Genomic DNA, 13,500 nt, shown 5'->3' with positions numbered 1-13,500 from the left:
CAACACCGGGCGAGGGCTCAAAGCCTTTTGGCGCAACGTGCCCCCATTTCTCCGAAACGAGAAATGGGGGTTTCTTTGTATTGGGGTGCATGCGACGAAGCGGCTTGCTGCAGGCCTTACGAGGAGTTATGCAAAATCGGATTATGGATGCGATGCCGTTTTTCCGAAGGCATGGTAGGGTTCGCTCGTTTAAAGAAAGGTGGACCGACATGGCAAGAATAGTTTTGCCGCTGTATCGACCCCGTTACATCCCGACGGGCGAAGAAGTGGCCGTGTTTGAAATGAGCAAGGGAACGATTAAGGCGCATTTGCTGGGGAAGGAATGCCCCCAAACGGTGGGAAGCTTCGTGGAGCTTGCCCAGAAGGGATTCTACGACGACCTCAATTTCTACGGCAGGGTCGAAGGCGATGTCGTGGTGGGCGGCTGCCCTATAACGCGTCCTTTGAATCCGCATCGCGTTCGAATGGCCGTGCGCGAACAGTTGCGCGGGGTTCATCCAGGAATCGGAAACTGCGGATATCGAATTGCCGACGAATGGGAGGGTAATCCCCTCAACCATCACGTCTTCGGGTCGCTTTCGTTGACGCATCGGATGGAGCCCGATTCCGGGTGCTGCCAATTCTTCTTTTCGCTGGCGCCGCGACCCGATTATGACGAGAAGTTCACCATGTTCGGAACGGTGGTGGAAGGCATCGAAGTCGTTCAGCAGCTTCAGATCGGCGATCCTATCAAGCGCGTTTTCATAGAAGGTGCGCATGAGCTTCCCTGCGACGACGAGGAAATTCTGGAAGCGGACCGAATTCAGCAAGATGATGCTGACGCGGCCGTTCAAGAGGCTACGGCTGCGGCTCGGGAAAGCGCGGAAAGCGAGCTTTCCGAAGAAGCGCTTGAACGCATATGCAGTCAAACGCGCGATGCAATCATCGATGACGAGCTGCATCAGCAGGCCCTGGCCATAGCGGGTCTTCGTCGAATGATGGCGAAGAAGAAGATCATGTAGCAATCGTGTGCAAGAAATCGGAAAGCGCCCCTGCGTCCGGCTTGGCCAATACGCAGGGGCGCTTGTCGTTGCGGGCTTATGCCTTCTTCTCCCATGCCTCCACCATGTCGATGAGGTCTTGTTGTTTGTGGATGCCCGTCTTCCGGTAGATTTTCTCGATGTGCGACCGTGCTGTGTTTTGGGCTATGTGCAGGTCGCGAGCAACAATAGCGAGCGTTCTTCCGCGTGCGAGAAAAACCAAAACTTCGCTTTCCCGCGGCGTGAGGCCGTAGGTCTGCGCTATGGCATGACAGGCTTTCTCAAGAGGAGGCGCATCGGGCTCCTCGGGGGGGGGGTATCATCCTTGGCTTTTTTCTGCAGTAGCATTCCCAGAGCGCTTTCGGGAAGTACGAGAAACGCCGTTATTGCCAGAAACGTCGTAGCGATGATGGCGACGCCTGCTGTTTCGATGGAGCCGTTTTGCAACGACGGGGCAATAGCAAACTGTCCCACGGCGTATCCGCCGGCCATACCGGCGAATGTGCAGCCGATTCCCATGCCGAACGCACGATACGCCGACTGCCCTTTTCGTTGGGCTATGCCGCTGAAGAGCACCCACGACAGAAGGTCGAAGAGTTCGTATCCAATGCAAACGCGCGCAATTGATACGGCGGCGTGCTGGTCGTAGAACAGCGCCACAACGGTGAGCCCGAATGCCATGAGGGGCAAAGAGAGTCTATAGACCAAAAGAATGTCGAAGTGTTTCTTTCGAAGTATTCCCACTATGGCGATAAACAAGACTCCGACAACAACCAGGGAGAACGTGGCGCTTCCTCCAAGCGGCGCGAATGGGTCGTTTCCGGTGACGGGCATTGCGTCGAAGATGCGAACAAGAAACGCAAAAGCTGCGGCGGAGAATATGAGGCGCATGGTGGGCTCGCCATGCGTTGGCTGCGTTTGATTTTGAGGCTCTTCCTCTTGACATGCGGCCTGTATGCGGGGGTGCAAGGTTGCGAATTCTCGAGTGGTTTCAAGTGCAAGAAGGCAAAGCGATGCAACCGGCATGACGATAAGGACGAAAGCGCTTAGCTCGGTCGATATGACGGCAAGGGTTGTTCCTGTGACGATCGCTGCCGTCGGAGTGCAGGCGAGCGCGAATTTCGGGTCGTGGCGAGTGAAGCACGTGCCCCAGGCAGCCTGAAGAAGGGCCGCTCCGGCTCCCCCTGCCATGAGGGCGACGGTCATGAGGGATGTGGAATGAAAGCACGCAGCCGCCGTCATGAAAGCGCAGGATAGCGCGACGCATGCGACGAGCGCGAGGGAAAAGACGGACGCTTTTTCTCGGAAAACGGTTTTTTGCCATCCGCTGCGGCGCACAAGAATGCGGCGAGCGCGCCTGCAGCGAGAAAATGCCAATTGATTCCCGATGGCTCGCTCGTTGCAACGCCCGCCGAAAGGCAGAAGACAATCCAGGCTCTGCAAAGGCCGAATCCTACCGTAGTGATGGCCCCGCTTGTAAGCAGCTCATCGTGACCGCGCTTGTTCGAAGACCGCACGGTTTCCTCCTGATGCGACATGGGTACTCCTCCATGATATCCGTACGAAATTCTATCCCATGACGAGTTCGCACTCTACAGCATGGAGGATGGTATAGGTGGCATCGGGGCTGCTCGGCTTCGTTTCGCATGGGGGATTGGGAATCCCATATAGAGGTATCAACCTGGTAAAACGCATTTTTTCGAAAAATCACATCCATCATATGCTGCGTTTGCGACGAGGGCTCTTTATGGTCTGTTCCGTTGGACGTCTTGCCCGGAAAGGGCATCGCTTAGAAGCGACTTTGTCCAGGAACAAGGAGGAAACATGGAGAACAAAGGACTTTCGCGTCGTTCCTTTCTGAAGGGTGCTGCCGTTACGGGTGCCGCACTTGCTGGAACGGCTGGTCTGGCGGGCTGCGCTTCGGGTTCTTCGGCTGCGGGCAATCCGCTTGCAGAAATCCAGAAGCCGGAAAACGCCATGCCTGAATCGTGGGATGCGGAAACCGACATTGTCGTGGTCGGCTACGGCGGAGCGGGCATGTGGGCCTCGCTGATCGGCTCCGACGAAGGCGCGTCGAGCGTTGTCGTGTTGGAGAAAGCTCCCGTCGAAGGCGGCGGAAACAGCCGCATCAACAACGGCGAATGGACCGTTATCAAGGATGTAGAGAAGTTCAAGGAATACTGCAAGGCGTTCGGCCATGGCCAGATCGAAGAAGAGATGACCGACGCGTATACGGAAGAGGCTCAGCGCCATACCGAGTATGCGGATAAGTACGGCATGACCTACGAGGTGGCAGAGCAGGCTTTGGCGGGAACCATCCCCGAGTATTGGTTCCTCGATGATGGCGCCTATGCTGGAATCATCGGCGTTGCCGACGTCGAGGGCTTCGGCATGACGACCTTCCATGAGCTCGAAGCAAAGCGCGCCGAGCTTGGCTTGCCCGTCGAGTTTCAGTTCGACTGCCACGATGAGCATTTGATTCAGAATCCCGAGACGCGCGACATCGTCGGCGTTCGCTACATTCAGGGTGACACCGAAAAGACCATCAAGGCTAAGAAGGGTGTCATTTTGACTTGCGGCGGCTTCGAGTTTAACGAAGAGCTCAAGAGCAAGTACCTCAAGATCTACCCCTTCAAGTTCGAAGGCTGGAAGTGGAACACCGGCGATGGTATCCGCATGGTCGAAGAGGTCGGCGCGAAGCTGTGGCACATGGACATGGTCATTTCCACCACGGCCATGTGGACGCGCGATCCCGAATACGACTTCGCTATCTTCGCACCCCCGCAGTCCGATGCATTCTTCAACGTGAACCGCCTTGGCAAGCGCTTCCAGAACGAAAGCAAGACCGGCGGCACGGCACACAATGGCTGGCATACGCTCATGTCCTTCAGCGACGCCATCGACGATTACGATCGAATTTCCACCTGGACTATTTTCGACCAGAAAGGTATCGACGGCGGCCCGATGGGTACGCAGCAGGGCGGCTTCTTCGAATGCGGAAACTACGCCACCGACTTTCCCGACGAATTGCGCGCATGGGACGGCTGGTTCGATGACAACCAGGTCGAGATCGAGCGCGGCTGGGTTTTGAAGGGCGACACCCTTGAAGAGCTTGGCCAGAAGATCAAGGAGTTCGATAGCTGGATGGACATTGACGCGCTGAAGGCGACGTTCGACGAATACCAGGGCTTCTGCGATGCCGGCATGGATGCTCGCTTCGATCGCGAACTGACGGCCGAGAACAAGCTGAGCGAATCTGGTCCGTATTACGCCATTTCCATCTATCCCGGTTCCTGCTCTACGCTGGGCGGCCCGAAGAAGAAGAATGCCAATGCCCAGGTGGTAGACCCCGCGGGTAACGTCATTCCTCGTTTGTACGCCGCAGGTTGCTTCGGCAATTTCCAGGCTCACAGCTATGGCATCACGGGCGGCAACAACTCCGAGAACATGGTATGGGGTCGTATCGCAGGCCGCCATTGCGCAGGCCTGGAGCCGTGGGACGCAAAATAGCAGTCTTTCGCAAGCGAGACTTGCGTTGACGTTGCCGGTATCGCTCCCTCCCTCCTATGCGATACGCGGCATATGCAAGCCCGGCCGGTTTTGCCGGCCGGGCTTTTCGGTATGAAGAAGGAAGTTCCTTATGACCAATGTAACAAACACAATGTGGAATAGAATCTTGGTCGCAGGCGTCGTTTTCGCCGCAGTAGCTTTGATGGCGGCATTGATTTTCGCCCTTGCGGGTTGCGCTCCAAAACAAGTGAGCGAGCCGAAGCAGGAGACGGACCCTATGGCAAACGTGGTGTTCGAGTGGAAAGACGATGCCGATTGTGCTGCATGCCATAAAAACGAAGAGGCCATGATGGCCGATGCTTCTTGCGCACAAGCAAACTTGCATGCCGACCTCGAGTGCTTCCAGTGCCACACCGACACCTCCAAGCTTGCGGAGGTCCATAACGGCGTGACATACGGTCAAACCGTTCCCGAGGAGGCAACGCTGGAGACGGTTGACGCGGCAACATGCCAGGATCCGGAGTGTCATGGCACTATGGAAGAGATGGCCGAGCTCACCAAGGACAGCACGGCGCTTGTGGACGAGAAGGGCAAAGTGCAAAATCCGCACGAATTCACGAGCGGAGAGCAGCATGACGCCAATCAGCCCCAGTGCACCGACTGCCACAAGATTCACTCCGAAGAGCTAGAGAAGGATGCCATGATGTGGTGTGCACAATGCCATCACAAGGGTGTCTTCCAGTGCGGAACGTGCCACGAGCTGCGTCAGCGCGCGGTGTCGTAGCCAAGCTTGCATTCGCAAAAAAGCGCGCCAGGCGGGAGGGGTGCCTGGCGCGCATGCGAATGGTTGGCGCTTGGAGGGCGTCAACTTCCGAGGAGTCGTTTACTCGAAATCAAGCTTGCTGACGACCGTGTCCTTGGCGATGGCCTGGCCGACCAGTTCGCCGAAAGTGACGCAGCGGCCGTGGCTGACGCCGGGGAAGTGCACCTGGTAATCGTCGCCGAAGAAATCGCCCTGAACGTTGCCGATGGCATACAGACCCTTGATGACCTGGTCGTCTTCGGTAAGAACCTGGGACTCTGCGTTGACGTGCAGGCCGAACGGGATGGTCAGCAGGCTGCAAACGTTCTTCGTGGCGTAGAACGGAGCGGTCTGGACGGGCGCGAGGAAGTTTGCAGGAACGCCGAAGTCGATATCCTCGCCATTTGCGGCAAGCTCGTTGTAGCGCTCAATGGTTGCCTTGAGGTTGTCGGCGGGAACGCCGATTTTCTCGGCGAGCTCTTCGATGGTGTTTGCTTTGACGAGAGTGCCTTTCTGCTCCCAGTCGGCCATGACGTCTTCCACGCCGTCCATGAAGCGATCGTAACGGGTTGCCTGCTGTTTTTGAACGTACGTGGGGTAGTCGGCGTCGAACAGCGACCAGGCAACGTTGCCCGGAGTGTTCATGCGGGCGTTGGTCAGCATGGGCTCGAACGGCATTTCGGCACCGTAGCGCTTGCCTTCGGAATCCACGGCAAGCCAGCACATGATGAACGAAGTCAGGTTCAGCGTGAGGGAGTCGGCGGTGAACTGGTGAATCATCGGGGCAGCGGTGCTCTTCTGGATTGCGGCACCTGCCCAGCAGCCCATGAGGATGCCGTCGCCGGTATTGCAGCCTTCGGGGGTGTAGGTGTTAGCGTCTGCGCGGTTGGCGATGGGGGCAAATACGTCGATCATCTCCTGGTTGCCGCCGATATCGCCCGTTGCCAGGATGACTGCCTTGGCGCCGTCATACTGGATATTCTTGCCGTCTTTCGTAGATGCGATAACGCCCGTGATGCCGCTTTCGGCGTCGCCAACAAGCTGCTCGGCATGGGTGTCGAAGATGAATTCAGCGCCGTTTTCGACGGCGGAGTCGTAGAGCATTTCGCCGAGGGTCCAGTTGACGGTCTTGCCGTCGCCGCGTACGTCGTAGGTCTCGTCGCCGCGAACGAAGGACACGGCGTCGGGATAGACGCGCCATTGGCCATCAAGCTGATCCCAGCCGTCGTATTTGGCGGTGCCGGAAAGTGCATGGGTCATGCTGACGCTAATGGGCTCGCCGAGCTTTTCGAGGTAGTCGAAAACTTCGCCGGAGCGGCTTGCCCAGACGGAGATGAGCTCATAGTTGGTTTTCTGGCGCGAGTCCGTATGAAGCTGGCGGGCGGGAATGTGCCAGTCGATGTCGAAGCCTTCGCTCTTGTGGAAGTTGCTTCCGATGTTGCCCACGTCAACGCCGCGGATGGAAATGCCCGTCGAGCGCTCGATGACGGTGACTTTGGCGCCGCTGCGTGCGGCGGATTCGGCGGCAGAGATGCCCGCGAGGCCCGCGCCGACGATGACGATGTCATAGCTCTTCGTTTCTGCGATGTCGGTAATGGGCTCGGGCTTTACTTCCCACGTGTGCTTGGCTTCTCCGCTCGTCGTCGAATCGACGTTGCCGTCAGAGCCGGAATCGGACGAAGCGGGGCTGCAAGAAGTGAGTGCTGCTCCTGCTGCGGCGACTGCGCCCGTGGCGAATGCTTCCTTGAGGAAATTCCTGCGATCGAGTTCCATGGTGTCCTCCCTTTCCTTGTGCGCGATGCTTTTGGCGCATCGCGAATCTTGCTCGAGAATGCAGGGTTTTTCCGGGATGGACAACGCGTGATTCGCTTGATTTTATTCTTCTAATTCGCTGCTAGTGAGACGTTTCTTTTCCTCATGTGATTCAGGTGATGTGACGGAAAATGCCAGGTCAATGAATTGCTGCCTGTCATGAACCTCCGTTTTCTGGTAAATGTGGCGCACATGGGTGCCCACGGTGTTCTCGGATATGCCAAGCATGTCGGCAATGCGCGGTTGCGTGCGGCCTTGCGCAAGGAGCACGGCGATTTCTTTTTCGCGTGCGGTGAAACGCATCTCGTCGCCCCATTGAGCAAGCCGTTCCTCTATTGTCTTTTCGGGCGAAGGAACCGATATGGGAAGTGGAGGCTGTGCGTTTCTAAGAAGGACTCGCGATTCGTCGCTGCTGATAAGCAAAACGGTGGCGATGACTACGAGGTATCCAACGAAGGTGGTCTCTTGGGACGCGAGCTGCCCCTGTGATTCCTGCATCATGGAAAGCGCGAGGGCTATGCCGCAGCCGAATGCCGCACAAAGACTTGCAAAAAGACGTATTACGGCATTGGTGCGAAGCATGTTTTTCGATTGCGTGCGGGCTATGTGGGAAAAGGCCACCCAGGTGAACAGGTCAAAAGCGGTGTAGCCGGCAATAATGAGCATGCCCGAAACAAGGAAATTCCCTCCGCGAAAAGTATGCCTGTGCGATGCGGGGGGCGGCCGCTTTTGGATTGAAAGCGTGCGTATCGAGCCAATTGGCGACGGTGCTCGATCGTGCCTGCTGCGCTTTCCGATCGCGCCCCTGCTGCCTATGCTTCGGAGTCAAGATCCACGGTCTCTATGAGGGATATGATTTCTTGCTTGCTGTGGACGTCTAGCACAAGGTAGAGCTTTTTGGTGTGCGTGCGCACAGTGTTTTCCGAGATGAAAAACCTCTTTGCGATGGAGGGGATATCGTATCCGTGCGAAAAAAGCACCAGAATCTCGTGTTGGCGTTCCGTGAGCTTGTATTGCTCCGCCAAAATGGCGCACTGCCTTTCTGCTCGGTCCTCGATATCTCGATGTGGCTGTTCGGCTTGCGTGTCAGGTGATTGGAGGGGCGTTGCCTCGTGGCGAGATTTTCTTGAAACGAGAAACATGACGATAGAGAGTAGGTAAACGAGCAAAAAGGCTGCTGCCATAGGCAGTGTGTCGTTAGGAATCGAGCTTTGCCCCAGAACGAAGGACACGCCGTCTCCGACAAAACGCGAAGCATAGGTTACGAAAGCGAATAACGCATACAGGCCGATAAGTCCCTCGTGTTTCTCTTCGGATATTTCTATGCACGATATCATCATGACAATGGAGAAGAAGGTGAATCCGAACGATGCCGCGAAGGATGCTGCTTGCTTCATTTCGTCCGAAACGAAGGGGAAGAAAAAGAGGGCTGTGACAAATAGGGGGAAGACGAGATAGTAGGCTCTTTTTATGGTGATGGCCTTGTCGAATGCAAACCACGCAACTCCAAGCACGATAGCCGACAGGACGTTTGCCCCATGGACAATGAATCCTCTTCCCATGAGGTTGCTGCCTTCGTTCGGCATTGCTCCGTCTATGACCGGGGAAATGACGCCGATTGCGAGGATGCAAAGAAGAAGCCCTGCGTACTCTTTGAGGCTTTTCGCATTAAGCGCGAAGGGGAGGTTTTCCTGCTTTTCGGGAATGGCTTTCAGACAGAAATACATCGTGGCGATGCTTCCGAATGCGAGAACCATGATGGCGAAAAGCGTCAACGAATTGTCGGCTGTTGCGAAAAAAGCAAAAGATGCCGCCGAGAGGACAGAGCCCGCAAGAATGCATAGCTTCCTTTGGCGGTCGCCCATGCGGGAGAACACCGTTTCCCAGCAGACAAAGCAGCACGTTGTTCCCACGCCGACGCATCCTCCGCTCAAGAAGAGCAGTGGCAGATTCTCGCTTCCTAGAAAACCAAGTAGACAGATCAAGCCGCAGGCGACAAATCCAACGGCTCCAGCGAGGGGTGGGTGTTTCGCCTTGTTTTTCGAGGCCGCAATTACGAAGACAAGAAAGGCCGCCGTATTGCTAAGCGCCAAAGGCAGGCTCCATGCTTTGTCGGCATGGGCGCCCATGACGAATTCGGGGAGGTATGAAAACCCCCAAAGCGAAAATGAATTCATGGCAAGAAAGCAGGCGAATCCTATCGAGGCCGCAACGATGGGCGCCCGTGCGTTGATCTTCAAGCGATTCTCCTTATCTGCTTATCTTTGAAACTTCGACATACGATAGTTTACCTGGGAGGATGACAAAATCACCCAATCTGTGTGAAACGCTTTTCGTTCATGCGTCCTATTGTTTTGGCCGTAAGCAGGAGCGCCTTCACGCAAGGGGCGTTCAGGCTCGCGTATCCGATTCTAAGGAGGGAATGGAAATGGAGCTGACGCGAAGGAATTTTCTCAAAGGGGCTTTGGCGGGCGGTGCCATGGCAGGGGCGAGCGCCGCTCTCGCTTCGTGCGCACCGCAAGGTTCGGGCGAGGTGGCAAGCGATTCGGCGGCATCGGCAATGACGGCGGAATCGTATGCCGATACGAAATGGAGCTTCGAGATTGCTCCCGATCCCGTTTCGGAAGATGAAATCGCCGAAACGATTACACGCGATATCGTAATCGTCGGAGCCGGCATGGCGGGCTTGTGCACCGCGTGCGCCGCTGCTGAAAAAGGGGCGGATGTCATCGTGTTCTCCGCGTCGAGCAAGCCCATCAGCCGTGGCGGATCGAATCATGCGGTAGGGTCGAAATATCAGAAGGAGAAGGGCATCGACTACACGCCCGAAGCTGCCCGAAAGATTGTCAAGGCCGAACAGACGGCGGGAACCTATTTCATGGACAAGAAGAAATGGGAGCGTTGGATCAACAACTCCGCCGAGTCGATTGACTGGACGATAGACCTCATGGAGGCGAAAGGGCTCAAGACCTCGCTAGAACCGGGATTCCCCGACCCCGATGGCGTGATAGAGATTCCTCCCGCGTCGCATAATTTCTTCAACGACGAACAGCCTTTCGGCGCTCTGTACGGCGCTCCCTTGCAGGCGCAAGCCTATGCGGACACGTTTACGGATGATTTTGGCGGAACGATAGACTACAACGTGGTTGCAAAGTACCTCATCAGGGAGGACGATAACAAAGGTCGCGTTTCTGCCGTTGTCGCTCAGCGCGAGGACGGTTCGTATGTGAAGTACGTCGCCAACAAGGCGGTTGTTCTTGCCACGGGCGATTTTTCCAAGAACCCCGATATGATGGCGAAGTACTGCCCGTTTGCTTGGGAGCATTTCAAAGATACGCTTTCCACGGGCGAAGTCGACTACGATGCCGAGCTGGTGTATTCGGGATTGATGCCGGGCGACGGCCAGAAGATGGGCCTTTGGGTGGGCGCGGCATGGCAGAAATGCCAGCCGAATCCGCCTATGATTAACGGTGGAGCAGCAGGTCCTTCGCACGGTGTGATTTCCAATTTCTGGGGCATTAACATGGACATCCATGGCGAGCGTTATATGAACGAAGTGACGAATTTCGCTTATGGCGCCATGGCCGTTTTGCAGCTCCCCCAGAAGACCGCGTATTCCGTGTGGGACAAAGCGTATGCGTATACGGAAGAGCAGTGGGAGCCGTTTGGAACCTGCATCGATCTGGTGAACGGCATCGTGCCCGCTACTCCCGAAGAAGAGATAGCAAGCTGGGATAAAAACGTCGACGACCCCTCGAGCGGCATCGGAACAGGCGCTGCATATTATCGTGCCGACACCATCGAAGAGCTTCTTGCCCAGATGGAAGGCATAGACGTCGAGGCGGCGAAGGCGACGATCGAGCGATACAACAAATATGCCGAACAGGGGCTCGACGAAGAATTCCATGTGAATCCCGAGTGCCTGCACCCCATTTCCACGCCTCCTTTCTACGGAGCGAAAATCACGGGTGCGACGTTTTTGACGGTATGCGGCGGCTTGCGCACCGACGAGCATATGCGCGTATGCGACGCTGACGACAATCCCATAGAAGGTCTGTACAACACAGGCATTATGACAGGCGATTTCTATGCCAATAGCTACAACTTCGTCATGCCCGGTCAAAACCTTGGCGCTGTGTGCGGAACCCTTTCGTACCTGCTGGGTCGCGACCTCGCGGAACTCTAGCCTATTATGCCCTCCCCAAAGCGTGCCCTGCTGTGCGTATCTGCGCATTGCGGGGCACGTTTTGTATTGGAGCTCGATTGTCTTAAGCGTTATGGAATCGTGTTTGGGCGGCCGTGCGGAACGGCTTGGTCCCGAAAGCAACAAAGACGCCGTCCGAGGGAGGGCGACGGCGTCTTTTGGAAAAATGCCCGAAAGAGACGAAGAATGGCGTTTGCTGGTGTTTTACGAACAGCGGAATGCGTTCTTTCAGGCAGCGAGTTGTCTAAGCGGAGCGCGCGAGGCCGTGCCATCGCGCGCTCCGAAACCAGTTCGCGCTTAGATGCCCTGCGCGGCGTTTTTGCCGGCGAGGCGACCGAAGCTCATCGCGGTGCCCAGGCTGATGCCTGCCACGACGACGGGGTATTCCACCAGGAAGCGGCGGCCCATGGTGTTGCCCGCCACGTAAAGGCCGGGAATGATCTTGTCTTCGGTGTCGAGCGCGTGCATGTCAAGGTCGCAGTTGATGCCGCCGCAAAGCACCAGCATGCCGGCGCTTGCGAACTTGCAAGCGTAAAACGGCGGGTTCTCCACGGGGAACATACGCTTGGACATCTTGCCGAAGTCCTCGTCAAGGCCTGCATGGCACAGCTCGTTGTAGCGTTCGATCTCGGCCTTTGCCACATCGGCGGGAAGACCCATCTGGGAGATGAGGTCGTCGATCGTGTCGGCCTTGATGGTGACGGCCTCTTCGACCATCTGGTCGGTGGTGTAGCCCAGTCCGAAGCCTGCGAGCACGGTGGGATACTGGTCAACCTGGTCGGCGGGGATGTAATGGTTCACATAGCCGTGTCCGTCGGGCATGTCCTTAATCTGCTCGGGCCACTTCGCATCGAAGATCTGCCAAGACTTCACGCCTGCCTCGCGGTCTTCGGCGCTTTCGGCCAAAGGCTGGCGGCTCAGCTGGTCGGCGATGTTCTGGCCGGGCACGTCCTCGTTCATGAAGCGCTTGCCCTCCATGTTGAGCTGCAGGTAGCCGTCGACGCCCAGGGCGCCACCCATGTGATGGGTCATGGGAGCGTGGGGGCCGAGTTCCATTTTGGCGCCCGCCCACATGCACATGAGGTGGCCGTCGCCGGTGTTGCAGATGGTGCCTGCGGCGTCGCTGTTGCCGTAGAAGCTCACGAACTCGTCGGCCCAAGGAATGTAGTAGCGGCGCATCTCCATGTTGTTGCCGTAGTCGCCCGTGGTCACGACGACGGATTTGCAGTTGATTTTGGTGTAGGCTCCGTCGGCGTCGTGAACGTAGATGCCTGCGATCGCGCCGCTTTCGTCCTTAATGAGCTGCTCGCCCCAGGTGCTGAACATGGTCTCGACGTTGCCCGTGGCGGCTGCGGCGTCCTGCGCGGCCTGGCATGCCCACTGCATGTTGGGGTTCGTGGTGATGGTGCCGTGGAAGTAGGGGTAGTACTCCTCTTTCCAGTCGTAGCCTTCAAGCGCGGGGAAGCACTTGGGGCGGATGTAGTTCGGCTTGTCGGTTGCCTGGTTGGCCGCCGTGGTGGGCAGGACCTCGTAATCGGCGCCCTCGATGAACCAGTCGAAGTCCTCGCCGGAGTGGTCGTACCAATAGCCCAAAAACTTCGGGTCGGGGCGGAAGGCCATGTCTTTCATCAGCTCGTTGACGATATCTTCCTTCGGTGCCCATTCGATGCCTAGGTCTTTCTGAATTTTGGAGCTGACCACGCCGAAGTCGCCTGCCATGGAGACTACGGAGTAGTTCTCTTCCGCCTGCTTTTCGACGACGATGACCTTGGCGCCTTCTTCCGCCGCCGCCTTTGCGGCTGCAGAGCCAGCAAGGCCGTAGCCTACGACGACAACGTCGCAATCCTTTTTTCCTTGACTTCGCCCGGAACTGCCGGAGCGGTCAGGAAGGACGGCTCGAAGGCCATGACGTCTCCGCCTGCGTTGCCTGCCGCGCCGGCGGCTTCGTCTGCCGCTTTTTCGCCGTTGCCGCTCGGCGCGCAGCCGGCGAGTCCTGCGCCGGCGACGGCTGCGGTCATGGCTCCCAGGCCTAAGAAGGCACGGCGGCTCATGTCTTGCTTCATGTTTCCCTCCTCTGTGTTGCCGCTTTTGGAAAGCGGCGTGCTTTCGCCCCGGGTTAGGGGGCGCTTTCAGCACGATGCGCAGCCGTGTGC

At 57.1% G+C, this 13,500-nt stretch carries 11 protein-coding genes and 1 pseudogene; 4 read left to right on the top strand and 8 right to left on the bottom strand.

The annotated features are described in order from the left end of the window. Positions 1 to 209: 209 nt before the first annotated feature. Positions 210 to 1,001 (top strand): peptidylprolyl isomerase, encoded by a 792-nt coding sequence (locus tag HMPREF9451_RS07325; RefSeq protein ID WP_009139668.1) that lies wholly within the window; start codon positions 210 to 212, stop codon positions 999 to 1,001. A 76-nt stretch (positions 1,002 to 1,077) separates the two neighbouring features. On the opposite strand, the gene HMPREF9451_RS10270 is transcribed toward HMPREF9451_RS07325, so the two are convergent. Genes HMPREF9451_RS10270 through HMPREF9451_RS09505 form a run of 3 tightly spaced genes read right to left on the bottom strand, consistent with a single transcriptional unit; the run spans position 1,078 to position 2,557 of the window. Then, positions 1,078 to 1,284 carry a response regulator transcription factor gene (locus HMPREF9451_RS10270; protein WP_083851871.1) on the bottom strand — a complete coding sequence of 69 codons (207 nt, stop codon included), beginning with the start codon at positions 1,282 to 1,284 and terminating at the stop codon, positions 1,078 to 1,080. Beyond that, positions 1,281 to 2,210 carry a hypothetical protein gene (locus HMPREF9451_RS07320; protein ID WP_148508566.1) on the bottom strand — a complete coding sequence of 310 codons (930 nt, stop codon included), beginning with the start codon at positions 2,208 to 2,210 and terminating at the stop codon, positions 1,281 to 1,283. The genes HMPREF9451_RS10270 and HMPREF9451_RS07320 overlap by 4 nt, the downstream gene beginning before the upstream one ends. Before the next feature lie 47 nt (positions 2,211 to 2,257). Then, complete coding sequence (locus tag HMPREF9451_RS09505; protein ID WP_009139666.1) at positions 2,258 to 2,557, bottom strand: hypothetical protein; 300 nt, start codon at positions 2,555 to 2,557, stop codon at positions 2,258 to 2,260. Positions 2,558 to 2,843: 286 nt separating this feature from the next. On the opposite strand from HMPREF9451_RS09505, the gene HMPREF9451_RS07315 reads away from it, so the two are divergent. Then, a complete protein-coding gene (locus tag HMPREF9451_RS07315) occupies positions 2,844 to 4,529 on the top strand; it encodes an FAD-dependent oxidoreductase (protein ID WP_009139665.1) in 1,686 nt (561 codons plus the stop codon). 130 nt (positions 4,530 to 4,659) lie between these two features. Next, on the top strand, positions 4,660 to 5,313 hold the full coding sequence (locus HMPREF9451_RS07310) for a cytochrome c3 family protein (protein ID WP_009139664.1): 654 nt from the start codon (positions 4,660 to 4,662) through the stop codon (positions 5,311 to 5,313). A 99-nt stretch (positions 5,314 to 5,412) separates the two neighbouring features. Here HMPREF9451_RS07310 and HMPREF9451_RS07305 read toward each other — a convergent pair whose 3' ends face one another. From HMPREF9451_RS07305 to HMPREF9451_RS07295, 3 genes are all read right to left on the bottom strand, one after another. Then, positions 5,413 to 7,104, bottom strand: coding sequence for an FAD-dependent oxidoreductase (locus HMPREF9451_RS07305; protein ID WP_009139663.1), 1,692 nt, complete (start codon positions 7,102 to 7,104; stop codon positions 5,413 to 5,415). A 102-nt stretch (positions 7,105 to 7,206) separates the two neighbouring features. After that, positions 7,207 to 7,809: a helix-turn-helix transcriptional regulator gene (locus tag HMPREF9451_RS07300; protein WP_009139662.1), complete on the bottom strand. Its 603-nt coding sequence runs from the start codon at positions 7,807 to 7,809 to the stop codon at positions 7,207 to 7,209. Positions 7,810 to 7,955: 146 nt separating this feature from the next. After that, entirely contained in the window at positions 7,956 to 9,383 is a 1,428-nt protein-coding gene (locus tag HMPREF9451_RS07295) for a helix-turn-helix transcriptional regulator (RefSeq protein WP_009139661.1), read from the bottom strand. A gap of 188 nt (positions 9,384 to 9,571) precedes the next feature. Here HMPREF9451_RS07295 and HMPREF9451_RS07290 point away from each other — a divergent pair, with 188 nt between their 5' ends. Further along, a complete protein-coding gene (locus HMPREF9451_RS07290; protein WP_009139660.1) occupies positions 9,572 to 11,329 on the top strand; it encodes an FAD-dependent oxidoreductase in 1,758 nt (585 codons plus the stop codon). A gap of 315 nt (positions 11,330 to 11,644) precedes the next feature. On the opposite strand, the pseudogene HMPREF9451_RS07285 reads toward HMPREF9451_RS07290, so the two are convergent. Both HMPREF9451_RS07285 and HMPREF9451_RS10160 read right to left on the bottom strand, forming a co-directional pair. Further along, a pseudogene (locus HMPREF9451_RS07285) lies at positions 11,645 to 13,153 on the bottom strand (FAD-binding protein); the annotation flags it as partial. Between the two features lie 17 nt (positions 13,154 to 13,170). Then, positions 13,171 to 13,410, bottom strand: a complete 240-nt coding sequence (locus tag HMPREF9451_RS10160) for a twin-arginine translocation signal domain-containing protein (protein WP_009139658.1) — start codon at positions 13,408 to 13,410, stop codon at positions 13,171 to 13,173. Positions 13,411 to 13,500: the final 90 nt, after the last annotated feature.

The organism is Slackia piriformis YIT 12062, assembly GCF_000296445.1.
Lineage (GTDB): Bacteria > Actinomycetota > Coriobacteriia > Coriobacteriales > Eggerthellaceae > Slackia > Slackia piriformis.
This window is presented reverse-complemented; position numbering and strand designations above follow the sequence as displayed.